The organism is Micromonospora sp. CPCC 205739, from assembly GCF_036906795.1.
Classification (GTDB): Bacteria; Actinomycetota; Actinomycetes; order Mycobacteriales; family Micromonosporaceae; genus Micromonospora.
The window spans coordinates 159,041-180,279 of record NZ_JBAKHS010000011.1; the positions used below are offsets into that span (position 1 = coordinate 159,041).

19 protein-coding genes are annotated in these 21,239 nt (G+C 70.3%); 11 read left to right on the forward strand and 8 right to left on the reverse strand.

Annotation, left to right across the window (positions count from 1 at the left end; translation table 11 throughout):
* The first annotated feature begins 335 nt into the window (after nucleotides 1-335).
* On the forward strand, nucleotides 336-1,553 hold the full coding sequence (locus tag V6U88_RS18455; RefSeq protein ID WP_334454600.1) for an MFS transporter: 1,218 nt from the start codon (nucleotides 336-338) through the stop codon (nucleotides 1,551-1,553).
* A 406-nt stretch (nucleotides 1,554-1,959) separates the two neighbouring features.
* On the opposite strand, the gene V6U88_RS18460 is transcribed toward V6U88_RS18455, so the two are convergent.
* The gene (locus V6U88_RS18460; protein WP_334454601.1) at nucleotides 1,960-2,127 is read right to left on the reverse strand and encodes a hypothetical protein; all 168 of its coding nucleotides are present in this window, start codon (nucleotides 2,125-2,127) and stop codon (nucleotides 1,960-1,962) included.
* Between the two features lie 219 nt (nucleotides 2,128-2,346).
* On the opposite strand from V6U88_RS18460, the gene V6U88_RS18465 reads away from it, so the two are divergent.
* Nucleotides 2,347-3,603, forward strand: coding sequence for a hypothetical protein (locus tag V6U88_RS18465; protein ID WP_334454603.1), 1,257 nt, complete (start codon nucleotides 2,347-2,349; stop codon nucleotides 3,601-3,603).
* 194 nt (nucleotides 3,604-3,797) lie between these two features.
* Here the strand turns inward: V6U88_RS18465 and V6U88_RS18470 are convergent, their stop codons facing one another.
* The 4 genes from V6U88_RS18470 to V6U88_RS18485 all read right to left on the reverse strand — a co-directional run bounded on the left by V6U88_RS18470 (nucleotide 3,798) and on the right by V6U88_RS18485 (nucleotide 7,459).
* The gene (locus tag V6U88_RS18470) at nucleotides 3,798-4,733 is read right to left on the reverse strand and encodes a hypothetical protein (RefSeq protein ID WP_334454604.1); all 936 of its coding nucleotides are present in this window, start codon (nucleotides 4,731-4,733) and stop codon (nucleotides 3,798-3,800) included.
* Nucleotides 4,730-5,251, reverse strand: a complete 522-nt coding sequence (locus tag V6U88_RS18475; RefSeq protein ID WP_334454606.1) for a SigE family RNA polymerase sigma factor — start codon at nucleotides 5,249-5,251, stop codon at nucleotides 4,730-4,732. Before V6U88_RS18475 ends, V6U88_RS18470 begins: the two co-directional genes overlap by 4 nt.
* A 340-nt stretch (nucleotides 5,252-5,591) precedes the next feature.
* Complete coding sequence (locus V6U88_RS18480) at nucleotides 5,592-6,392, reverse strand: TIGR03943 family putative permease subunit (protein ID WP_334454607.1); 801 nt, start codon at nucleotides 6,390-6,392, stop codon at nucleotides 5,592-5,594.
* The gene (locus tag V6U88_RS18485; protein WP_334454608.1) at nucleotides 6,389-7,459 is read right to left on the reverse strand and encodes a permease; all 1,071 of its coding nucleotides are present in this window, start codon (nucleotides 7,457-7,459) and stop codon (nucleotides 6,389-6,391) included. The genes V6U88_RS18480 and V6U88_RS18485 overlap by 4 nt, the downstream gene beginning before the upstream one ends.
* A gap of 297 nt (nucleotides 7,460-7,756) precedes the next feature.
* Here V6U88_RS18485 and V6U88_RS18490 point away from each other — a divergent pair, with 297 nt between their 5' ends.
* The 4 genes from V6U88_RS18490 (at nucleotide 7,757) to V6U88_RS18505 (ending at nucleotide 10,821) form a co-directional block, all read left to right on the forward strand.
* Nucleotides 7,757-8,197, forward strand: a complete 441-nt coding sequence (locus V6U88_RS18490) for a Fur family transcriptional regulator (RefSeq protein ID WP_334454610.1) — start codon at nucleotides 7,757-7,759, stop codon at nucleotides 8,195-8,197.
* 138 nt (nucleotides 8,198-8,335) lie between these two features.
* On the forward strand, nucleotides 8,336-8,728 hold the full coding sequence (locus V6U88_RS18495) for an SCO5389 family protein (protein WP_334454611.1): 393 nt from the start codon (nucleotides 8,336-8,338) through the stop codon (nucleotides 8,726-8,728).
* A complete protein-coding gene (locus tag V6U88_RS18500; RefSeq protein ID WP_334454613.1) occupies nucleotides 8,718-9,749 on the forward strand; it encodes an LLM class flavin-dependent oxidoreductase in 1,032 nt (343 codons plus the stop codon). The genes V6U88_RS18495 and V6U88_RS18500 overlap by 11 nt, the downstream gene beginning before the upstream one ends.
* A 94-nt stretch (nucleotides 9,750-9,843) precedes the next feature.
* Complete coding sequence (locus tag V6U88_RS18505) at nucleotides 9,844-10,821, forward strand: ATP-binding protein (protein ID WP_334454615.1); 978 nt, start codon at nucleotides 9,844-9,846, stop codon at nucleotides 10,819-10,821.
* Between the two features lie 87 nt (nucleotides 10,822-10,908).
* Here the strand turns inward: V6U88_RS18505 and V6U88_RS18510 are convergent, their stop codons facing one another.
* The gene (locus V6U88_RS18510; RefSeq protein WP_334454616.1) at nucleotides 10,909-11,478 is read right to left on the reverse strand and encodes a hypothetical protein; all 570 of its coding nucleotides are present in this window, start codon (nucleotides 11,476-11,478) and stop codon (nucleotides 10,909-10,911) included.
* Between the two features lie 732 nt (nucleotides 11,479-12,210).
* On the opposite strand from V6U88_RS18510, the gene V6U88_RS18515 reads away from it, so the two are divergent.
* On the forward strand, nucleotides 12,211-12,663 hold the full coding sequence (locus tag V6U88_RS18515) for a DoxX family protein (protein WP_334454618.1): 453 nt from the start codon (nucleotides 12,211-12,213) through the stop codon (nucleotides 12,661-12,663).
* A 200-nt stretch (nucleotides 12,664-12,863) separates the two neighbouring features.
* Here the strand turns inward: V6U88_RS18515 and V6U88_RS18520 are convergent, their stop codons facing one another.
* A complete protein-coding gene (locus V6U88_RS18520) occupies nucleotides 12,864-14,510 on the reverse strand; it encodes a glycoside hydrolase family 27 protein (protein WP_334454619.1) in 1,647 nt (548 codons plus the stop codon).
* Between the two features lie 224 nt (nucleotides 14,511-14,734).
* Complete coding sequence (locus V6U88_RS18525) at nucleotides 14,735-16,687, reverse strand: hypothetical protein (protein WP_334454622.1); 1,953 nt, start codon at nucleotides 16,685-16,687, stop codon at nucleotides 14,735-14,737.
* A 379-nt stretch (nucleotides 16,688-17,066) separates the two neighbouring features.
* On the opposite strand from V6U88_RS18525, the gene V6U88_RS18530 reads away from it, so the two are divergent.
* From V6U88_RS18530 to V6U88_RS18545, 4 genes are read left to right on the forward strand one after another with little or no spacing between them, the layout of a single operon-like run.
* Complete coding sequence (locus V6U88_RS18530) at nucleotides 17,067-18,134, forward strand: LacI family DNA-binding transcriptional regulator (RefSeq protein ID WP_334454624.1); 1,068 nt, start codon at nucleotides 17,067-17,069, stop codon at nucleotides 18,132-18,134.
* Nucleotides 18,131-19,066 carry a carbohydrate ABC transporter permease gene (locus tag V6U88_RS18535; protein ID WP_334454626.1) on the forward strand — a complete coding sequence of 312 codons (936 nt, stop codon included), beginning with the start codon at nucleotides 18,131-18,133 and terminating at the stop codon, nucleotides 19,064-19,066. Before V6U88_RS18530 ends, V6U88_RS18535 begins: the two co-directional genes overlap by 4 nt.
* Before the next feature lies 1 nt (nucleotide 19,067).
* Entirely contained in the window at nucleotides 19,068-19,907 is an 840-nt protein-coding gene (locus tag V6U88_RS18540; RefSeq protein WP_334454628.1) for a carbohydrate ABC transporter permease, read from the forward strand.
* A 37-nt stretch (nucleotides 19,908-19,944) separates the two neighbouring features.
* A complete protein-coding gene (locus V6U88_RS18545) occupies nucleotides 19,945-21,237 on the forward strand; it encodes an ABC transporter substrate-binding protein (RefSeq protein WP_334454629.1) in 1,293 nt (430 codons plus the stop codon).
* The last annotated feature ends 2 nt before the right edge of the window (nucleotides 21,238-21,239 follow it).

Here is a 21,239-nt window from a genome sequence, read left to right on the forward strand (position 1 = left end):
CTGCCGTTGTTACATCGAGTGCTACTCAGCCGGGCGGACTCGACGGCCCGTCAGAGGCGCGCGGTCAGCGGCAGATGTGCGCACCCGATCATGCCAAGGCAACGGCGTCGCCCGCTGGCCGGCGAACGCGACGAGCCATACCCGCGCGATCGCCAAGACAGCGTGGTGCCCTACTGCGACCCAGCGGGAATGTCGTTGCCTGCCGTGTTGACCCGTCCGGGCACGCCTGAAGGGGGGTGCCGGCCGAGATGTGGACATCTCGGCGGGTGCGACCCCGCCACGCGAAGGCCCTCGCTGGGCCCCGCGCCTTGATCCGGCGCCTTAGCGTGGCAGGGATGGCAGCAGACCGCATGGCACCGCCGTCGGAGATGAGCCGCCGGCTGACGTTCCTGTTCGCAGTGGCGGCGGGAGTGGCCATCGGCAACCTGTACTGGGCGCAGCCGCTACTCAGCTTCATTGCAGGCGACCTGCGCGCCGCGACCGCGACGGCCGGCTGGCTCGTCACAGCGACGCAGGTCGGGTACGCCGTCGGCGTGCTGCTGCTCGTGCCGCTCGGCGACGTCCTCGACCGCCGCCGGTTCGTTCCGGTGATGCTGCTGACCTCGGCCGCCGCACTGCTGCTGTGCGCGCTGGCGCCGTCGATCGGCGTACTCCTCCTCGCACTCGGCGTGCTCGGCGTGACGACGATTTCCGGGCAGGTCCTCACACCGCTCGCCGGGGACCTGGCTGGCGACGCCCACCGTGGCCGGGTTGTCGGCGCCGTCGGGTCCGGGACCCTCACCGGTATCCTGGCCTCCCGCACGATCAGCGGGTTCGTCGCCGATGCCGCCGGGTGGCGTGCGATCTTTGCCCTCGCCGCGGTCGTCGCCGTCCTGCTCGCGGTCCTGCTCTATCGCGCTATTCCACCGATGGCACCGCGGACGCGCATGCCGTACCCGCAGCTTATCGCCTCGGTCGGCGCGGTGGTCATGCGCGAGCGGGCGGCCCGATGGACGCTGGTCCTGGCCGCCACAGGGTTCGCCGCGTTCTCGCTGTTCTGGACGGCGCTGACGTTCCTGCTCAGCGGCCCACCGTTCCGGTACCCGGTAGCGGTGATCGGGTTGTTCGGGTTGGCTGGCCTCGCTAGTGTCCTTTCCGGACTGCACGGCGGTCGTCTGCACGACCGCGGTTGGTCGCTCCCGGCCACCGGCGCGGCCTGGGTACTGGCCCTCGGCGCCTTCGTCGTCGCGGCGTTCGCCGGCCGGTCCGTCGCACTTATCATCATCGTGATCATCATGATCGATGTTGCTCTCCAGACGCAGGCCCTCCTCAACCGGGCGCGGCTGTTCGCTCTTTCCCACGAGGCCCGCAGCCGGCTCAACACGGCGCTGGGCACCGGCAACTTCATCGGCGCTGCTATCGGCTCCGCCGCCGCGGCCGCGCTCTGGTCCGCGGGCGGCTGGACAGCTGTCACGATCGCGGGAACGGCGCTCTGCTGCTTCGCGCTCACGGTGTGGGCGCTGGGACGTCGGGGCCCACTCGTGATCGCTTCGCCGGGACGGACGGCGCTGTAACGGACCGCAGCGAAACCTCCCTCAACCGCGCGACATTCGCACGTGGCGCTCGTAGCGCTCCGGAGTCGAACCCGCCAAGACGCCCTCGTGCGCAGTCCCCGCGTCCGCTTCTCGCAGAAGCGGATGCGCCAGTCTCTCCGGCCGCCCCGCGACAGCGGGTAGCCAACGAGCCAGGGCATCGTGTCACGCATCAAGTGAAGCCACGAATGCCTTGCCGCTTTGCTCCCGGCGGCCAGCGGTAGCGCCCCGTCGGCGGCGCGACATGCGAAGAAGCCCCGGGCCGCCTCAGTTGCTGGCAGATCCGGGGCTTGGGAGTTCCTCCTTGCAAGGGCGGTGCCTCCGGCGAGGTCCTCGGGCACTCCGGGATGGCTAGCAAGCGCACGCGGGGGACGAACTGGTGAAGCCGTCAGGCCAAGTCCTCGGGCTTCACCCTCCCCTTCGCGAGAAGGGTTTTAGCGAGGAGCAGGCGGCCGAGGATGACCGCGTAGACGTTGCTGGCCAAGATCAGTGCAGCTGCGCCAAAGTCGCCCTGACCAGCCAACATCAAGGCAGGAAGACCGGCGAACAGCAGCACGGGCAACATGAAGAGCCACAAGGGGAACCGCAGGTAGTAGAGAAGTGAAGGGGCGGAGGGCTTAGGCACGAGGCCATTAGAACCTACGCAGACAAGGAGAGGCGGACGCCTGTCTGTCGACTGAGTGACTGACCGGGTGACGACCGAGGCGAGCGGAGACGGACGTCTGCGGTCGAGCAGCTCGTCAACTGGGGTGGGGTAGCTCAAAGATCGATCTTGATGGCTCTGAACGCGACCGCCGAGGCTTGTAATCGGGGACCGCCGGGCGTACCGGGACGGCCGAACTGGCAGGCTGGCAGGGAGAAGCAACGGCGGCAGGACGGAGACGCGCACGTGGCGGGCTGGAGCGCGATGGCGGGAATGCACGACTTCGTCGTGCCGGACGAGGCAGCCGCACAGGCGTCGGCTGAGGAGCTCGCGGCGTACGGGTTCCCGCGCGTCCTCGCCCGCCCGCACCCGGACGGCGGCTGGCTGGTGATGGCGCTCGACGAGGGCCCCTATCCGGTCGACACCGTGGGCCACCGACAGATCGAGGCGGTGAGCCGTGAAGCGGCGGCGATCGCGCGAGCGCACTGCGGACGGCCCAGTGGTGGCAGCCGGTTCGACGTCAGCCGGATCGCCGAGTATCGCACCTGGACCGCCCCGATCGAGGTGATCGGCGCCAAGGCGCGTCCACCGGTCCCGGAGGTCACCGTCGTCCCGGCGCCGCCCCTGGAGCCCTTGGCGCTCACGCCGGACTTCTCCGCGCCCGGGACCGCGGAGCTGACCGGGCTCGACGACGTGCCGTGGGCCGATCTGGAGCACGCGCACGGCTCCGCCGACGACGTGCCCGACCTGCTGCGCGAGTTGGCGGGCGGGACGCAGGAATGGGACGGGGTCCTCGACGAGCTGTTCGGCGACAACCTACTGCACCAGGGCGACTGCTACGAGGCCACTGCCCCGGCGCTGCCGTTCCTGACGGAGCTGATCGTCGCTGACGTGGTGCCGGCGCCGCAGCGGCGCGATCTCTATCTGTGGCTGATGGTCGCCGGTGGCCGCCGCAACGACAACCTGGTCGGGTTCGCCGAGCTTGCCCAGGACGAGGGGGAGCCGCTCCAGCCGGGCGCCTGGACGGAGGAGGTCTTCCGGACCGTCGGCGACCAGGTTCCAGTGCTGCTGGACCGGTGGGACGCCGAGCCGCAGGGGATCCGATTCGTGCTCGCCGTCCTCGCCGCACAACATCCTGGCCACGGGGTGCGGGCCGCCGACGGGATCGCCGCCCTGGCCGCCGAGCTCGACGGGACGCAGCAGGGCGCGTACCTGCGGCTCGCCCTAGAAATCGTGCACGGCCGCGACGAGCGGGCGCTTGCACTCGCGACGGAGATCGTCGGCTGGGCAGATCGGCTGGAGCCGGAGTGGCTGAAGGCTCCCGGTGTGCCGGACGGCATCAAGGCGGCGCACGTGCTCGCCGAAGGCGCGCTCCACACCATCGAGTAGAGCGCGTCGGTGTGGGCCGCAGCACGGCCCACACCGACGTGAAATTCTGATGACTACATCGGCCACCAACCGGGCAGTACGGGTCCCGCCACCGCCAGTCGCCGGGCGCACCGTGACGACCGCATCTCAGGGCGCTCGGTCGCTCGCCGCGGGTACGGCCGTCGTCGCCGCCGAGGCGCTTCGTTCCGAATTGGTTACTTGGACGGCCACGTATGGGCGTGGGCCGGCGGTTTGACCTTCACTGGCGTGCCGTAGTCGGACAGTTCGGTGACCACGTGCAGGTGGTAGGTGTAGACCTCACCCCTGGTGACGGACGCCGTACGGTCGTAGGCCACCTTCGCGATCCGCTTGTCCGCGCCGAGCGTCACCTCGCCCACGAGACGGTCGACGACGCCCCGCGAGGGATCGTCCTTCACCTCGACCTCGAAGTGGTAGGCGCCACCGCGGGTCTCGGTGACCTTGGCCCCGGCCCGCCGCAGGGCACCGAACAGCTCCTGGGGATTCGCCGAAGCGGTCAGGCCACCGCGCAACGCGAGGTCGTAGTCCAGGTTGTCCTGGCGGCCCGGGTATCGACTCCAAACGATCTTACCGTTGTCGGGCGCGGAGCCGTCCCGGCCGCCGATGTACCGGACGCCGTTGACCAGCCGCTCATGTTCGAAACCCGCGGCGACCACGGGACGCAGACCCGTGTACGGCGAGTCCAGGTACCCGGTGGCCGTCGCCGGATCGAACGCTCCTTCCGTGACCCAACTCGCGCTCACCGGCTCGGGGAGTTCATCCTTCGGCGGGAGCTTGTCCTTCACGGTTGTCGTGACCTTCACCCGGTAACTGATGTTCTCGCTGGCCGCGGCAGCTGCGGCAAGACGTAGCTGCGGCGTGTCGGCCGTCGTCGCCGTGGGCCGCTCGGCAACCGGCCCGGGCGAGACTGCCGCGCCGCCTGTGCTCACCGTCATGGCCGCGGCCAGCGCCCCGACCATGCCGACGACGCCGGCGGCGAACGCGGTGCGGTGCAAGGCGGTGCGCCGCCGGTGCCGTCGAGCGGCCTCCCCCAGTACGTCACGGGTGAACGTCAAGCCGGCGACCTCATCCCGCATCCCGACGGTCAGCTGTTCTTCCAGGTCGGTGGTCATCTACCTACTCCGTTCATTCCTGCGCCTTCGAGCGCCCAGGCGGCCGTGAGCTCGCGTAGCCGGGCGAGCCCCCGGGAGGCGGTCGACTTGACGGTGCCGACCGAGCAGCCGAGCATCTCGGCGGCTTCGGATTCGCTGAACTGCTCCCAGTAGCGGAGCACCAGCACGGCCCGCTGCCGCGGCGGCAGCAGGGCCAGCGCCTGGATGAGTGCCTGCCGAAGGTGCAGCGCCTCGGTACCATCCGCCTGGCCCGGCGGCTCAATCTCGGCCAACACCTCCGGCCGGCGCCTGCGGAGCCGCCACCGGTCAACCGCAAGGTGGTACAGCGTGCGACGCAGGTACCCCTCCTTGTCGCCCTGTACCCGGCTCCAGTTGCGCATCAGCCGCTCCAGCGCCACCTGCAACAGGTCCTCCCCAGCGACCCGGCTGCCGGTCAGCAGTACCGCCGTCGCGAGGAGGGCACCGCCGCGTTCGGCGACGAGGACGTCCAACCCGTCGAAGCGTTTCTTCCGCCGCACCCGATCTCCTTCCGTCCCCACCAAGGACGACGGGTGCAGCCCGAAGGTTGACTGGCCAGCGACTTTTCTCGGGCCCCCGACCTCGCGCACCCACGGTCGCGGTCGCGACCCCCACCACCAGCGATCTGGTCAACCGCGACTTCACCCGATCGCCGCCGAGCCAGTTGTGCTTCCCGGAGATGACCGAGCACCCGAACTGGGCTTGTCACTTCGCCGCTCATCACCGGTTGCCGCCACCCGACGTTGAGGCGTTGCAATCGCCGGACATCGATACTTGAGATCCGGCGGACGGGATGTTCCAGGCCTGGCGCCGGTCGAGGCGCAGGCGGCCTCGACCGGGCTATCCGTAGGGGTTGGCAGGCGGGTTTACCTGCCGCCAGGACTCGACATTGAGGAAGGGGATCTCCTCGTCGTTGACCGGATCGCGGCCGAGGCGGTCGGTGTATCGGCCGGTGACCTCGATCCAGGTGTCGTCGGCCAGGCCGGTGGGCGCATCGCCGGTCATGCCGACCTTGACCGGTCGGCCGTCCGCCGCGCAGCACGACATGATCATCCGGGCGAGGATCGGCTCGCCGCCGGCGCCGGAAGTGATGAAGCCGGTCAGCTGGACGCGACGGCCATCAAGCGACCGGCCCTTGTCGAACAGGGCCAGGGCGGCATAGTCGATGACCGAGATCGGCGCCGGATCACCGGCGGGCAGCGGGGAATAGTCGTAGTCCTGCTCGGCGCTGAGCGCGGTGCCGGCTTGGCCGGCGGCGTACGAGCCGAGCGCGGGCGGGGCGACCAGGAGAAGCCCGAGGACGGGCAGGAGGAGCAGCCAGGCCACGCGCGGTCCGTGATGGTCGTGGTGTCCATGGTCGTCGTGCTCGGGCGCGATGGCCGCAGGCAGGCTCACCGTGCCGTCAGGATGGGCCGGGGCGGGTGGCTGTTGCGCGTTCGCTGCGCCGGGTGCGGCGGCGGCTGCCGGTCGTAGTTCGTACCAGAGGGTCATCACGGCGGTGACGACCAGCAGCAGGCTGGCGCCGATGAGGAAGGGGCGAAGCTCTTCCTTGACGTAGCGCAGATACAGGTCGGTGAGGCTGGCCCGCAGGACCGCGCCGCCGAGGAGGATCATGATGCAGGCCTGGGCTTGGCGGTTCACAGCAGCACCGCCCCGGTGACGACGGCGACCGTGACCGCGACCGTGAACGTGGCGGGTGCGAACCGGGCGGCGAAGCGGCGGCCGAAGACTCCGGCCTGCATGGAGATGAGCTTGAGGTCGACCATGGGACCCACCACGAGGAAGGCGAGCCGGGAGGTGAGGGAGAACTGCGACAGCGAGGCGGCGACGAACGCGTCTGCCTCCGAACAGATGGACAGCAGGACGGCCAGCACGGCAAGCGCCAGCACGGAGAGCACCTGATGGTCGGCGAGGGTCTGCAGCCACCGTTCCGGAACCAGGACGTTGATGCTGGCCGCGGCCATTGCGCCGACGACGAGGAAGCCACCGGCGTGCACCACGTCGTGCCGGACGGCGGACCAGAACGCCTCACCCCGTCGAAGGCCGTCGAGCTCGGGGCGGCGTGGTAGCCGGATCCAGTCCGCGCGTCCCAGGCGTAGCCACAGCCAGCCCATCACCACGGCGACGACGAGACTCGCGACGGCGCGGGCGGGGACCATCTCGGGGTTGTTGGGGAAGGCGACCGCGGTGGCGACGAGCACGATCGGGTTGATCGCCGGTGCGGCGAGCAGGAACGCCAGCGCCGCCGCGGGGGTGACGCCACGGCGGATCAGGGACCCGGCGATCGGTACGGCACCGCACTCACATCCGGGCAGGACGACACCGGCGGCGCCGGCCACCGGCACGGCGAGGGCCGGATGCTTCGGCAGGGCACGCGCCCAGAAGGACCGCGGTACGAAAACCGCGATCACGGCCGACAGCAGCACGCCGAACACCAGGAACGGGACCGCCTGCACCATCACCGAGACGAAGACCGTCGTCCAGGTCGTCAGGGACGGCGCGGACAACAGGCCGGCGAGCGGGTCCCGCAGAACGATCAGGAGGATCAGCAGCGCGGCGAGCACCTCGACGCTGCTGATCCGGTCGGCGATCGCTGCCCGGACGGCAGCACCGCGAGAGTGTGGCGGCTCGTGCGGCGCATCGGGGCTGGCGGGAAACCCGCCGGGCGGCTCTTCACCTGTTGGGGCGATGCGCTCGGGTGCGGTCACACCGACTCCGTTTCAGTCTTCTCAGTGTCAGCGATTGACAGCATGGCCCGCTCCGGGCGCCTTCCGGGCTGCTGGTGCGGATGAGTGTATTGAAGTGCGCCGTTCGTCGGGGTGGCTGCAGGCATACCCGTTTCTGGCGTGTGGCCGTGGCGGTGCGGTAGAGCGGGGGAGCGGGCCGACCGTCGACCGCCACGACAGCTCGCCCGGCCCGACCGGCGCTGCCGCTACCATGAACGCCGCGACGAGCCGCAGTACAACAGGGACAGTTCGACCCGGCGGACCGTCCCCGTTGCTGCCGTGACCGCGCGGCGCACCGTCGACGAGAGGGGTCCGGTGGTGAAGTCGATCCCCGGCGCTGCTCGCAACACCCGGCAGCGCGCCGAGGTCATCACGCTGCTCGAGGAGTCCGACGAGTTCCGCAGCGCGCAAGGCCTGCACGCCCAGCTGCGCGACCGGGGCGCCGCGGTCGGTCTCACCACCGTCTACCGCACCCTGCAGGCTCTCGTGGACGCCGGTGAGGTCGACATGATGCGCCTGCCGTCGGGTGAGCAGATGTTCCGCCGGTGCAGCCGCAGCCACCATCACCACCTCGTCTGCCGGCACTGCGGCCGTACGGTGGAGATCGTCGGCCCCGCCGTGGAGTCATGGGCGAGCCGGACAGCGGCCCAGCACGGCTTCACCGCCGTCGACCACACGCTCGAGATCACGGGGACGTGCGCGGACTGCACCACCCGATAGGCCCACGGTGCACCGCGGGTAAGCCTTCCCGGTCTCAATCGAACACGGGCTGTGCCATTGACGCCACTGAGCGTGCGTGGTGTGCTCATGGCGCAACGCTAACGACAACCGTGATCGTTGCCGTCTATGAGGAGGAGCATGTCTCTCACCGTGCCGCCGAGCCTGTTGCAGGCCGCCGAGTCGGGCCCCGTCGACGACGAGGCCTTCGTGTCCTGCATCCGCGATTCGCTGCCGTACGCCTGGCAGGTCGTCGGCCGCGTGGCGGCGGACCTGGAGTCGTCCGACGCCGAGTTCGCCGACAACGTCATCCCACCGCCGAGCGAGGCCGAGCGGGGTCAGCTCCTGCGCGCCCTGGCCAGCGACGCCATCCGGGCCGGCCTCGAGCGCCACTTCGGCGTCAAGCTGGCCTTCCAGAACTGCCACCGCGTCGCGGCGTTCCGCCTCTCCGCCGTCGACTCCGACACCTACCGCCGCTTCGTGTCCGTCCGTGGTCAACTGCTCAACCAGTCTCCCGAGCTGCGTGACTGCTGACCCGGTCACCGCCCGGCGAGCAGGCCCGGACACGGACGTCCATCTGTTCCTGCTCGCCGGGCACCGGCTGGGCGCAACTCATGCCACGGCTATCGCCGACGCCCACCGGTACGGCCGCGCCGCGGAAGCCGCCGGGTACGCCGGAGTCTGGATCGCCGAGCACCACTTCATCTCCTACGGCGTGTGTCCCTCGGTGATCACCTTCGCCGCGCACCTGCTCGGCGCCACCCGGAGCATCACGGTCGGCACCGCCGCCTGCATCCTGTCGAACCGCCACCCCGTCGCCCTCGGTGAGGAGGCCGCGCTGCTCGACGAGTTGTCCGGCGGCCGGTTCCGGCTCGGTGTCGGCCGGGGCGGCCCGTGGGTGGACCTGGAGGTGTTCGGCACCGGCCTGGACCGCTTCGACAACGGCTTCCACGACGCACTGGAGCTTCTGGGCCGGTGGCTGTCCGGCGCACCGACCGTGGCCGGCAACCATCGATTCCCCTTCCGGCCGGTGCCGGTGGTGCCGCGGCCCACCCGGCGGATACCGGTGTGGGTCGCGGCGACCTCGCCGCCGACGGTGGACCTCGCGGCGCGGCACGGCATGCCGCTGCTGCTCGGCCTGCACGCCGACCTCGCCGAGAAAGCGAGCCTGCTCGACCGTTACGCGCGGGTGGCCGCCGCGCACGGCCACGACGCCCACCGTGTCGGCCACGCCAGCGCCCACCTGGCACACGTCGAGGACGACGACGGACGCGCGGCCGACGCCGTCCGTGCCGGACTCCCGGCTCTGCTGGCCGGCACCGGTGAGTACGTACGCCTGGACGGTGCACCGGCGGGACGACGAGACCTGGCCGCCTATGTGGAACGACTCATCACCATCCACCCGGTCGGCTCGCCCCGCCGCTGCAAGGACAGGTTGGACGAGGCAGCCGCCCTGCCCGGCGTGCGGCACCTGCTGCTGATGGTGGAAGGCGCAGGCGGGCGCGATCGTACGCTCGACACGATTCACCGCATCGCCGCAGACGTGCTCGACTGACGACACGACGGCGATTTGGCGTCCGGACGACAGCACGACGGGTTACAGTGCCGTACATGGAAACGATTACCGTTAACGTTGCGAGGTTGGTGCGGTGAAGGTCGCGTTCGTCGGCAAGGGCGGCAGCGGAAAAACCACCCTGGCCGCACTGTTCGCCCGCCACCTCGCCGAGCAGGGGCGGCCGGTGCTGACCATCGACGCCGACATCAACCAACACCTCGCAGCGGCCCTCGGCGGACCGGCGGGTACCGCCGCGACGACGAGCCCGCTCGGCGAGCACCTGCCTCTGATTAAGGAATACCTCCGGGGCGGCAATCCCGGCATCGGCTGCGCCGCCGAGATGGTGAAGACCACCCCGCCGGGAACCGGCTCGCGCCTGCTGCGTGTGGTCGAGGACAACCCGATCTACACGTCGTGCGTCCGGACCGTGAATGGCGTGCGGCTGGCGGTGACCGGCGAGTTCACCGCCGAGGACCTCGGCGTCGCCTGCTACCACTCCAAGGTCGGGGCGGTCGAGCTGCTGCTCAACCACATGCTCGACGGGCCGGGCGAGTACGTGGTGGTGGACATGACCGCCGGCGCAGACTCGTTCGCCTCAGGGCTGTTCACCCGTTTCGACCGTACCTTCCTGGTCTGTGAACCGACCGTGCGCAGCGTCGGCGTCTACCGCCAGTACGCCGGATACGCGCGCGACTACGGCGTGGCGCTGTCCGTCGTCGGTAACAAGGTTGAGGACGTCACCGATGTCGAGTTCCTCCGCGAGCACGTCGGCCAGGACCTTCTCACCTGGGTGAGCCGCTCGACGTACGTGCGACGGGCCGAACGGGGCACGGTGGGGCCGCTGGACGACCTCGAAGCGGCCAACCGGGCTGTGCTGGGACAGCTGGCGGATGCCGTCGATCGCACCGTCCAGGACTGGGAGGCCTTCACCCGGTGGGCCCACGAGTTCCACCGACGCAACGCCGCGGCCTGGGCCAACGAACGCGCCGGAGTCGACCTCACCAAGCAGATCGACCCCGACTTCCGGATGAGTCCGCACATCCGCAACGTGCCGACCGCCGTCACCGCCTGACCGGAGGTGGCGCGTCCGGTGGGAGGTTTTCGTGGCCAGCACAGCGTCAGCGACCGCGGTGGCGGGCGAGTGTTCGTGTTCGATTGATCAGCCGTTGCCCTCAGGTGAGCCGTCAGGGGTGAAGGCGCCACTGCCCGCATCAGTGTCAAGGTAGACGTGCTGGTGGCCGTGGCCGGCGTCGATGTTGATCTGGTCAAGCTGGGTGGCGGCGACCGACCACGTCGCGGCGGCCTGCTCGGCCTGACGGCGGGCGAGTTCGGTGAGGGCGCCCTGTTGAGCAGAAGGAGCGGTAAGGGCGAGTAGGTAGGTGTCGGCGGCCAGCGCGGCTTGGTCGACAGCAGCGCGAAGACCTGCACGTGCCACATTCGTGGCGGTAGTGCCCGACGGTGTGTCGGTAAAGGTTCCGGCGGCGCGGCGTGCGACCTGCTGCCACTGGCGCGCCTGAGCGACGTCCGGCTGACGACCGGGCGCAGGTTTCGTCCTGATGGAGGTCAGCATCGGGGAGATCTCGTCGCGCAGGCGGCGCGCCATCGCTGTCAGCTCCGTGATTTGCTGGGTGTCTCTGCGTGCCTCGGCGGCCCGCATCTCGCCAACAGCTCTGGTGCTGTCGTTGGGTTGGCCGGCGTTGTAGCCGACAGCGCCGGCGAGCACGGCCACCGCCAGTCCGACCGCCGCCACAACCCCCGGCAAGCGGCGCTTCGAGGAGCGTGGCACTCCTGAACGGGGAAGTAGGTAGGAGGGCCTGCCGGTGCGACGGGTCAAGGCATCTCCTCAGGTACGTCGTCGATGTGACTTTGGCCTGCAGCGTATCTAGTTCATCCTTGTTCGTCGATTCTTCGTCCAGATATCTCGGAACTTTCGACGGTCGGTGCAAAAGGGGTTGTGAGTTCGTGGCCTGATCCGTCGCCGCTGACCTGGCTGCGGCGCATGACCTGCGCGGCGGTGACGGTGAGGTCCGGGCTGACCCAGATCTGGTCATGGAGGACGAAGGTAAAGGAGGCCCTCGGCGCGGTGACGTGGGTCCAGATGGTGGGGGACAGGCTGGCGAACCTGCCGGCGCGATCGCGGCCGGGCGCGCAACGGTAGTGCCCTGATGGATCTGGGTGGAGGTTCGCCGCTCGAAGGGCGGGGTGCCGGCCGGGCGAGAGCGGCGAGCCGGTCGTGCGGACAAAGTTGATTGAGAACACAAATTTTGACGCGTCAAATTACTCCCGGTAACTTTGGGTGAGCGGGGCCTGGTCAGACGCCGGCCGCTGCAGGCCCGGGCAGGATTGCCCGCCGAAGCGTCACTAGCCCGCCTGTGGCTGTGCCGCGGGTCTCCACCGCCACCACGCCCCGGTCCGGGCGCTGGGCCGATACGCGATTCCTCCCGTCGAGAAGGGTTTCTTCATGAACAACGTCCCGCTGCGTGACCTGGCCGTGCTCTTCGCACGGGTCGCCGTCGGTGTCATCTTCATCGCTCATGGATGGCAGAAGCTCACCGAATGGGGCCTCGACGGCACCGCTGCGGGATTCGACCAGCTGGGTGTCCCGCTCCCGACGGCGAGCGCCTGGTTTGCGGCGCTTGTGGAACTCGTTGGTGGTCTCGCCCTGGTGCTCGGCCTCGCGGTACCCGTGGCCGGAATGCTCCTCGCGCTCAACATGCTCGGTGCCTTCCTGCTCGTCCACATCAGCAACGGGGTCTTCGTGGCCGCCAACGGGTTCGAGCTTGTGCTCGCGCTCGGCGTAACGGCTCTCCTGCTCGCCGCGGTCGGGGCAGGACGTTTCAGCCTGGACCGGTTCATCGCGCCCCGGCTGTCCCGCGGCGCGGACCGACGGGTGCCCGAGCCCGCTGCGGTCTGAGCGGGAACGACCTTTTGGGTGGATGACAGCCGCGACTGCTCCGCGGCCCCACCCACGACATCGCCTCTCGTTCTGGGCGGCAGATTCAGGATTCGAGCGGCAGCCGCGGAGCATGTGCTCCGCGGCTGCCGCTCGAATCAGCGCCGGGGGTGAGCGTCCGCTCGCCGCGACCACGGCGAGCGGGACGCCCCCGGCGTGCGTCAGCCGCGCGACCACCGTTGGTTGGCGGCGCCATGGCAGGTCCAGAGCAGCACCCGGGCGGTGTTGGCCGTCGCCGCCCCGGCGACGTCAAGGCAGAGCCCGGACTGCTCGCCGACCACCGTGCCGTCGGCCCGCCAGGTCCACCGCTGGTTGCGCTGCCCGTTGCACGGCCAGATGATGACCGCCGTGCCGGCCGTGACCCCCTGGTCGTACGCGTCGAGACACTTGTCGCCGTAGACCCGCAGCTCCCCGGCGGGGGTGCTGGTCCACAGCTGGTTGGCCGACCGCTGGCAGTCGTAAATGATCGTGGCGGTGCCGTTGGTCCGCGCGGCGCCGTTGACGTCGAGGCAGCGCGCCGAGCCGGCACCGACGATGGTCGAGGTGGTCAGGGTGGCCGGGGTCCCGCCCCGGACCCGGAAGACCGCCACGCCGTGCGCGGGCACGTCGGCGGCGAGCGTCCCGGTGCTCGACGACGTCGCGCCGGTCCACAGGTTCCGGACGGTGAACGGGCCGGCGCCGAGCAGGCCGACCTCGGTGGTCGTGGTGGAGATCCGGGTGCTCGCACCGCCCCGGTTGAACAGGGCCACGGCAACCGACCCGTCGGCCAGCGCCTTGGCGATCACCTCCGTCGCGCCGTCGTCGCGTACCCGGCGCCCGCCGTTGCCGGCCGGGTCCTGGTTGACAGCGATCAGGTCGCTGTTGCGCAGGACGGCGCTGACGTCGGCCGACATCGACCGGATGTCGTTGCCGGCCATCAGTGGCGCGGCCATCATCGCCCAGAGCGCGAAGTGCGCCCGGTACTCGGTCGGGGTCAGGCCACCGACGCCGACCTCGAGCATGTCCGGGTCGTTCCAATGGCCGGGGCCGGCCTGGCTGGCCAGCGGCAGCGTCTCGTCGACGATGTTGACGACGCCCATGGGGTACGAGTTGACGTTGCCGGTGTCCCAGTACGGCTTGATGTCCTCCGTCGTGCGCCACAGGTCCGCCACCGCACCCCAGTTGTAGGTGGTGCCGGTCACCGCGTGGTAGCTGTTGGGATTGATGCTGTAGACGATGTCGCGCCCGGTGGCCCGCAGCGCGTCCCGCATCAGGCTGAAGGCGGCCACCTGCTCGTCGCGGCTGCCGTCGGGAGAGCACCAGTCGTACTTCAGGTAGTCCACGCCCCACGCTGCGAACGTGGCGGCGTCCTGACGCTCGTGGCCGAGGCTGCCGGTGGAGCCGGGATAGCTGCCGCCGCGCTGGGCGCACGTACGGGCGGTGGGCACCTGGTAGATGCCGAACTTCAGGCCCTTGCCGTGCAGGTAGTCACCCAGCGCCTTCATCCCGCTGGGGAAGCGGTCGGGGTTCGCACGGAGGTTGCCCTGGGCGTCGCGCTGCGGGTCGAACCAGCAGTCGTCGATCACGACGTACGAGTAGCCGGCGTCGCGCATGCCGGACGAGACAAGGGCGTCGGCCATGCCGCGAATCAGGCCCTCGTCGATGTCGCAGCCGAACGTGTTCCAGGAGTTCCAGCCCATCGGCGGGGTCTGGGCGGGGCTGCCGGGCGCCGCCGAGGCGGGCGTGGCGGGCAGGGCGACGACGAGCGCCGCGGTGGTCAGGACGGTCAGCGCGGACGCGAGCAGGCGCCGGCAGCGGGATCGATGCATTGCCATCTCCTAAAGGAGAGGGGCAGCACCTCGGACGCCGACCGGGGAGTTCTGCCACACGGATGAACATTTTGTATCAGAAATGCACATCGACGGTCAACAATTCATGCCCAGCCGGCCGGGAAGGAGGGGGCCGGTCCCTGATGTCGACCACGAGACCCGCCTGCCGAAGCCCGGCCTTCGAGGCGACTACCCCCTCATCCCTGACCGACTAGAGAAGCTGACTATGGCGCTGCGGTGCAGGGCAGCCCCGCGCAGGTGTCCACGAGTTCCCCGGTGGCGAGGAACCGGGCGATCATGGCCCGGATCGCCGGCGAGTTGGCCGGATGGCCGTGCGGGTCGAGGCCGGCGCGGGGCGGGACGTTGCCCGCCGGCGGCGCCGGCGAACCGCTGTCCACCACCACCAGCGCGCTGCCGGCGTAGGGCAGGGTGGGTGCGGCCGGGATGTCCCAGAACGGCACGGCGTCCGCGCTGCGTCCGGCGGCCAGTGCCGGGGTACGCAACCGCGCGCCGATGCTGCGCGCCATCACCTCCGTCGCGACGTTGGCCACCTGGTGGTCGCCGAACGCCTCGACGAGGATCACCCGCTTCGCCGGAGTGTTGGGCAGCGGGTCACGGGTCAGGTGGGCGAGGTAGCCGTTCGCCTCCCCCCGATCCCAGAGCAGCTGTGCGAGCCCGAGGATGAGCTGCCGATCCAGCGGGTCGGGGTACGCGGTGCCGAAGACCGGAAGGAACTGGTCGAAGTCCACGCTGCGGTTCAGCAGGGTGGAGTAGTTGGCCCCGGGTACGCCCAGGGAGCAGCGGGTGAGGTCGGTGGCGACGGCGCAGAGTGCCCCGCCCAGGATGCCGCCCTGGCTGTTGCCGAGGTAGACGAGCTGACCGGAGCCGGCGCGGAACAGCGAGCCACCGTCGCGGAACGCGGAGCGGGTGCTGAGCCCGCCCCAGGAGTGGGTGAGCGCCCGGCCGAGGAACAGGAAGTTCAGGAAGCCCTGCTGGGTGCGGTCCGGGATCGACGGGAACTGCGAGAAGTCACCGAGCGAGTAGATGACGTTGGGGACGTCCTCGGTGGCCATGCCGATCCAGGCGGTGGCGCAGAGCATGGTGTTCGACTCGTTCGCGTACTGCTTGAGCCGGGACTGGTCGATCTCGAGCGGCGAGCCGAGCAGGCCGTGCCCGTAGAGCGCCGGCCTGGCCGGCGTCGCGGCGCTCGCAGAGCGGGGGATGTTGCAGTGGAACTTCGCCAACTGGGTGTTCACGCCCTCCTGCTCGGGCAGTCCGTCGTCGCCGGTGTTCAGCCAGGAGCCGGGCGGGCCGAGCGGGTTGTTCAGGTAGCTGGGCACCAGCACGGTTCCCTCGATCTGCCGCCGGATGTACGGGTCGGTCTCGGCGGGCCGGTCGGTGACCGCGTCGATGGTGACCGCCGGAGCGAAGATGCCGAGCCGGCGGAACGCCTCGTCGCGCATGTGGGTGATCCGCCCGGTCAGCCCGCGTCGGCTGGCGACGGTGAAGTCCCAGGCGAGGTGCAGCTCGCTGATGTCGACGCCGGCCGACGCGAGGGAGCCGAGGGCGCGTTGCGCGTACTCCCAGCGGCGATGCAGGGCCGGGTCGGCCGGGGGCGTGGGGGCGCGCAGGACCGTGAAGGTCTCCGACGCGGCGACCGGGGCGCCGGTGGCGGTGCGCAGCCGGCGCAGCCCGACGGCGTACCGGGTGTTCTCGTTGAGGTTCCGGGCGGGCCGGATGATCAGTGCTTGCCGGTCGGGGCGGTCGGCGGCGGTGGCGTCCAGCTCGGCCCAGTACGGCTGCCGCGCCCCGGTCCGGGTGTCGATCAGCACGATCGGGGCGTCGGCGGCGAGCGAGCGGCCGATGTCGGTGGCCGGGGCAAGGCCGGTCGACGCGGCGTCGAGCCCCGGGACGTGGGCGAGCAGGGCGGATCCGGGGGAGAAGCCGTCGCTGCGGTTCCACTCCCAGGGGTTGATCCGGGTGCCGAGGATGTTCGCCGGCATGTCGGCCCGGTCGAGGTTGAGCCGGATGCCGGTGTCGGTGCGGGGGTCGGCGACGGTGTGCACGTCGCTGGGGAAGGGCAGCAGGCAGCCGGCCGGGTCACAGCCGGCCGGTCCGGCCGCGTGGGCGGGTGGGGCGGCGATGACGCCGGCGGCGAGCAGCAGCACCAGGGGCATCAGCCGAGCGAGGCGACGCGGGGGACGGGGGCGCATGGGAACCTCCGGGTGCGGGGTTACCGGTAGGTATCCGCCATGAGACACCCGATAGAGACGTACGTCAATGCTTGAATGTTGCCTCCGCCCGCTCCGAAGAATCGGTCGGCCGTGCCGCCGCCGACCGGCGGCGGCGATGCGGCCCTCCGGCTGGCTCGACGAGCGGCTGCGCCAGGAGCGCGACCGCCGACGCTGACGCCGGCCGCGACGACCCGCCGCCGACCTGCGGTGGGGGATTCGGCGACGCGGATGGAAACGTTTCCGTAACGACCCCTTGACCTCCCCGCCGATCACGGCGCAGACTCCCGGAAACGTTTACAAGAAATCAGGTGGAGGTGCGGGCGTGGGTCGTAAACGTTTACATGAGTCGACCGACGGTCGACCCACCGTCCACACCGTCGCCGCTCGCGCCGGTGTCTCCATCGCCTCCGCCTCCCGCGTGCTCAACGGCATCGGCGGCAGCGAGGAGACCATCCGCAAGGTACGTGCGGCGGCGGCCGAGGTCGGGTACGTCCCCAACGCCATCGCCCGCTCGCTGCAGTCCCAGCGCACCGGACTGGTCGCGCTCGCCGTCGAGGACATCGGCAACCCGGTGTACGTGTCGATGATGCGGGCCATCGAGGCGGTGGTGGCCGCGTCCGGGCGGCAGCTGCTGGTGCACGCCACCGGCGGGCAGATCGCCAACGAGACCAGCCTGCTGCGGCGGCTGGCCAACCGCTATGTCGACGGGATGATCGTCTCGCCGATCCGGGTCACCGACGACCACCTCGCCGCGGTGGTGCAGAGCCCGGTGCCGGTGGTCGTGGTCGGTCAGCTCGGTGCGGACGCGCCGGTCGACAACGTACGGACCGACTCCCGGCAGGGGGTGGCGTTGGCGGTGGACCACCTGGTCGCCACCGGCCGACGCCGGATCGGCTTCGTCAACGGGCCGCTCGACACCGTCCCCGGCGCCGCCCGCGACGCCGGATTCCGCAGCGCCCTCGCCGGCCACGGCATCGTCCTCGACGAGCGGCTGGTCGAGGTCGGCGACTTCCAGTACTCGGCCGGCCGTGCCGCCGCCGAGCGGTTGCTCGCCCGGGCCCGCCCGGACGCCCTGGTCTGCGCCAACGACCTGATCGCGGTCGGCGCGCTGCACGCGCTGCTGGCGGCCGGCCGCCGGGTGCCCGAGGACGTGGCCGTGGTCGGCATGGACGACACCGAGCTGGCCCAGATGATGTTCCCGCAGCTGTCCAGCGTCTCCCTCGGCTCGGCCGAGCGCGGTCGCCGTGCCGCCGAGTTGCTGCTGCAGCGAATCGCCGACCCGGCCCTGCCGCCTCGCCGTGAGCAGGTGCCGCCGAGCCTCGCCGTCCGCGCCTCCAGCGGCGCGGCCGTGCCCACCCCCCGCCCCCGGACCGAAGAGGTGCCGTCATGACGACAGTGGCCGAGCGGCCGGACGTCGACCGGGCCGGGTCGGCCCGGCGCCGTAACCGGTCCCGCTCCGACCGGACGACCATCTACCTGCTGTTGCTGCCGTCGTTGCTGCCGATCGTGGCGCTGTCGGTCTTCCCCCTGGTACGCGGCATGTACCTGGGCTTCACCGACGCCCGGGCCGGGCGCAACGCCGAGGTGACGTTCACCGGGTTGGAGAACTACCGCGAACTCCTGGGCGACGAACTGTTCTGGAACTCGTTCAAGGTTGGCCTGCTCTGGGCGTTCGGGGTGACCGTCCTGCAGTTCGTGCTCGCCCTCGGACTGGCGCTGCTGCTCAACCAGCGGTTGCGCTTCCGCGGCCTGGCGCGGGTGCTCGCCGTGGTCCCATGGGCCATGCCGCCGGTGGTGGTCGGCATCCTCTGGAAGCTGGTCTACCATCCGGACGCCGGCCTGCTGAACGAGTTCTTCCACCGGATCGGTGCCGACGGGCTGCGGACCAACTGGCTCGGCGACTTCGGCACCGCCCTGCCCGCGGTGATCATCGTCGGGGTGTGGGCGGGCATGCCGCAGACCACCGTCGTACTCCTGGCGGGTCTGCAGGGCGTGGCCCGTGAGCTGCACGAGGCGGCCGCGGTGGACGGCGCCGGCACCTGGCACCGGTTCCGGCACATCACGCTTCCCGCGCTCGCGCCGGTGATCGTGGCGATCACCTCGCTGGACTTCATCTGGAACTTCAACTCGTTCGGGCTGGTCTACGTGCTCACCGCCGGCGGACCGGGCGGCAAGACGATGCTGCCGATGCTCTTCGCCTACGAGGAGGCGTTCCGCTACGGCAACTACGGCTACGCCGCCGCGCTCGGCAACGTGATGGTCGTGATCATCGTCGCGCTGCTCGCCGTGTACCTGCGTCGCCGACTGAGGGAGGCGAACTGACATGTTCGGAAAACCGAGCCGTACCGGGCGGGCGTTGCAGTACGTCGCGCTGACCGGCTACCTCATCTTTCTCGGGTTCCCGTTGGTCTGGCTGGTCTCCACGGCGTTCAAGCCGCCGCGGGAACTGGTGCAGCTGCACCCGACGCTGATCCCCACCAACCCGACCGTGCAGAACTTCGTGCAGGCCTTCACCGAGCAGGAGCTGGGCCGGGCCGCGCTGAACAGCCTCCAGGTCTCGCTCGCCTCGGCGGTGCTCACCGTGCTGGTCGCGCTGCCCGCGTCGTACGCCCTGGCCCGGTTCCGTTCCAAGCTCGGCACCGCGGCCCTGGGCTGGGTGCTGCTGTCCCAGCTGTTCCCGTTCGTGCTGCTGATCATCCCGATCTTCCTGGTACTGCGGAAGGTCGGCCTGGCCAACACCCACGCCGGCCTGGTGCTGATCTACGTGGTGTGGGCGCTGCCGTTCGCGCTGTGGATGCTGCAGGGCTTCGTCCGCAACATCCCCCGCGACCTGGAGGAGGCCGCCTCCGTCGACGGCGCCAGCCGGCTGCACATCCTGCGTCGGGTGGTGTTCCCGCTGCTCGCCCCCGGTCTGGTGGCCACCGCCCTGTTCTCGTTCATCTCGGCCTGGAACGAGTTCTTCTTCGCCCTCGTCCTGATCAAGACGCCCGAGCTGGCGACCCTGCCGGTCGCGCTGGCCCGCTTCGTCGGCATCGAGGGCACCGCTCGACTCGGGCCGCTGGCCGCCGGTTCGCTGCTGGCCACCCTGCCCAGCCTGATCTTCTTCGCGTTCATGCAACGCCGGCTCTCGTCCGGGTCGCTCGCCGGCGCGGTCAAGGGCTGACCCCTTCCCCCCATCACCACCAAGGAGGTAACCCCCCATGCTCCGTACCAGATTCCGCCGACTCGCCGCGGCCGCCGCGGTCGCGGTCGTCGGCCTCGGCGCGCTCACCGCGTGCGGTGACGGCGGCGACGACCAGGCCTCGTCCGGCCCGGTCAAGCTGCGCTTCCTCAGCCTGGCCTGGCAGAAGGAGTCGCTGCAGGCCAACAAGGACCTGGTCGCCAAGTGGAACGCCGAGCACCCGGACATCCAGGTCGAGTACGTCCAGGGTGACTGGAACTCGATCCACGACCAGCTGCTCACCTCCTTCGAGGGCGGCGACGCGGCGGACATCGTGCACTACGAGGCCTCCGCGATCGGCGAGTTCAGCAAGCAGGGCTACCTGGCCGACGTGTCGAAGCTGGTCTCCGAGGACCTCAAGGGCCAGATCGACCAGGGCATCTGGGACACCGTCACCTACGACGGCAAGGTCACCGGGGTGCCGTTCCTGCTGGAGTCGCAGGTCGTCATCGCCAACAAGAAGCTGCTCGACGCCGCCGGCGTCGCGGTGCCGCCGGCCGACGGCGGCTGGACCTGGGACGAGTTCCAGGCCAACGCGCAGAAGCTCACCAAGCCCGGCCAGTACGGCGCGGCCTGGGCGCTGAAGTCGCCGACCAACCGGGTGCTGAACCTGGCCCTCAACTACGACGGCAAGTTCTTCTACACCGACGGCGGCAGGACCGAGGTCAAGGTCGGCGACGCGGAGAAGGAGATCCCGAAGCGGATCCACGACATGATCTACGTCTCGAAGTCCGCCTCCCCGGAGGCGCTCGGGATGAGCGGCGCGGACACCCTGCCCGGCTTCTTCGGCGGCAAGTACGCGATGCTGCCCGGCTCGGTGTCGCTGCGCCAGCAGATGGTCGAGCAGGCGCCCGCCGGTTTCGAGTGGGTCACCCTGCCGCCGGTCAAGGGGCTGTCCAGCAAGCAGGCGGCCAACCCGCAGACCCTGTCGATCGCCGAGGACTCGAAGCACAAGAAGCAGGCCGCGCAGTTCCTGGAGTTCTTCCTCAACCCGACCAACATGGCCGCGCTGGCCAAGGGTGACTGGCTGGTCCCCACCGGCAAGCAGGCCAACGAGGAGCTGGTCAAGCTCACCGGCGGCAAGCAGGGCTGGGACGTCGCCGCGGACAGCGCCGCCGACCTGACGGTCGCGCCGTTCCAGAAGGCCGAGGGCTACCCGGAGTGGAAGACCAAGTACGCCACCCCGGCCCTCCAGCAGTACTTCGCCAACAAGATCACCTTGGACCAGCTCGGCTCGCAGCTGGTCGACGGTGGCAAGCAGGTTCTGAGGTAATC

Bases quoted from the DNA above. Each gene is read 5' to 3' on its own strand.
- V6U88_RS18455 (WP_334454600.1), top strand. From the start codon at position 336: ATGGCAGCAGACCGCATGGCACCGCCGTCGGAGATGAGCCGCCGGCTG.
- V6U88_RS18465 (WP_334454603.1), top strand. From the start codon at position 2,347: ATGGCTCTGAACGCGACCGCCGAGGCTTGTAATCGGGGACCGCCGGGC.
- V6U88_RS18470 (WP_334454604.1), bottom strand. From the start codon at position 4,733: ATGACCACCGACCTGGAAGAACAGCTGACCGTCGGGATGCGGGATGAG.
- V6U88_RS18495 (WP_334454611.1), top strand. From the start codon at position 8,336: ATGTCTCTCACCGTGCCGCCGAGCCTGTTGCAGGCCGCCGAGTCGGGC.
- V6U88_RS18515 (WP_334454618.1), top strand. From the start codon at position 12,211: ATGAACAACGTCCCGCTGCGTGACCTGGCCGTGCTCTTCGCACGGGTC.
- V6U88_RS18520 (WP_334454619.1), bottom strand. From the start codon at position 14,510: ATGCATCGATCCCGCTGCCGGCGCCTGCTCGCGTCCGCGCTGACCGTC.
- V6U88_RS18525 (WP_334454622.1), bottom strand. From the start codon at position 16,687: ATGCCCCTGGTGCTGCTGCTCGCCGCCGGCGTCATCGCCGCCCCACCC.
- V6U88_RS18535 (WP_334454626.1), top strand. From the start codon at position 18,131: ATGACGACAGTGGCCGAGCGGCCGGACGTCGACCGGGCCGGGTCGGCC.
- V6U88_RS18540 (WP_334454628.1), top strand. From the start codon at position 19,068: ATGTTCGGAAAACCGAGCCGTACCGGGCGGGCGTTGCAGTACGTCGCG.
- V6U88_RS18545 (WP_334454629.1), top strand. From the start codon at position 19,945: ATGCTCCGTACCAGATTCCGCCGACTCGCCGCGGCCGCCGCGGTCGCG.